The sequence below is a fragment of the Pseudoduganella sp. RAF53_2 genome (assembly GCF_052113985.1).
Lineage (GTDB): Bacteria > Pseudomonadota > Gammaproteobacteria > Burkholderiales > Burkholderiaceae_D > Rugamonas.
Window position 1 is genome coordinate 1 of the sequence record NZ_JBFRDW010001025.1, and the last position, 1,279, is coordinate 1,279.

The 1,279-nt window shown below is 61.0% G+C and carries 1 protein-coding gene; it reads left to right on the forward strand.

The window, feature by feature from the left end; translation table 11 throughout:
* On the forward strand, window positions 1-1,279 hold a 1,279-nt coding region (locus AB4Z11_RS32035; RefSeq protein ID WP_442030255.1), incomplete at both ends, for an alpha/beta hydrolase family protein.

Consider the following 1,279-nt stretch of genomic DNA (forward strand, 5'->3'; position numbering starts at 1 on the left):
CGACAACAAGGCGCAAGCCATTGCCGGCTTCTCGAGCGCCGACATCGGCCATCTACAATGGGTGAGCGATAGCCGACTGTTGTTCGACCTGAACGACAAAACCGCTAGCGAAGGCGARCGAATCTACGCGCCGGGGCTGTTCGCCGTTGACCGCGACGGTACCCATTTCCGTCAGCTGGCCGAGCGGGCCAATCATTTCGTGCGCGACGGCATGGCCAAAAAGCTGCTGCCCTGGCATACCTTCATGCTGTCGCAAGTCGGCGCGCAGGACTCCGAATGGGTCTACGTCACCGACAATAATATCGCCGGGCTGGGCGATCTGCGCGACGTCGCGCTGCTGCGCCTGAACACTTTGAATGGACGCACCGAGGAAGTCAGCCGCCCTGGCGATACCATGGGCTGGGTGCTCGATAACAAAGGCGCGCCGCGTTTGACCTATACGCTGGACAAGAGCATGCGCAATATTTATTTGCGCGACAGCGGCAACGATACATGGCGCAAGGTAGCCAGCTTCGATACCTACCGCGGCGGGCTGGACGCCTTTACGCCACTGGCCTTCGGGCCGGAAGGCACGCTGTACGTCATCAGCAGCAAGGTAAAGGACCGCGCCGCTGTCCATACCTTTGACGTCGCCACCGGCAAGGTCAGCGAGCAGCCCCTGATTCAACTGGACGGCTACGACTTCAGCGGCCGCCTGATCATGCGCGGCGACAAGCTGCTCGGCATCCGCTATTTGCGCGATGCTTATGACACCCTCTGGTTCGATTCCGACATGAAGCAGATGCAGGAGGCGGTGAACAAGCTGCTGCCGAACACGATCAACATGATTGACCTGCCAACCCATGCGGAAACGGCCAATGTGCTGGTGACGGCCTACTCCGACGTGCAGCCCTCCGTCTACTTCATCTACAACAGCGAAACGAAAAAGCTGGACCGCGTTGGCGCAAGCCGTCCGAACATCAAACCATCGCATATGGGCGCGGAGGAAGAAGTACGCTACACCGCGCGCGACGGGCTGGAAATCCCTGCCATGCTGACGGTTCCGCTCCAAAGCAGCGGCAAGAATCTGCCCATGGTGGTGCTGGTGCATGGTGGTCCGTATGTGCGCGGCAGCCGCTGGGGATGGCGCTCCGACGTGCAGTTCCTCGCCTCACGCGGCTACGTCGTGCTGGAGCCCGAATACCGCGGCAGCACCGGCTTTGGCGAAGCCCACTTCCGCGCCGGCTGGAAACAGTGGGGCCTGAAAATGCAGGACGATATTGCCGACGGCGTCAAATGG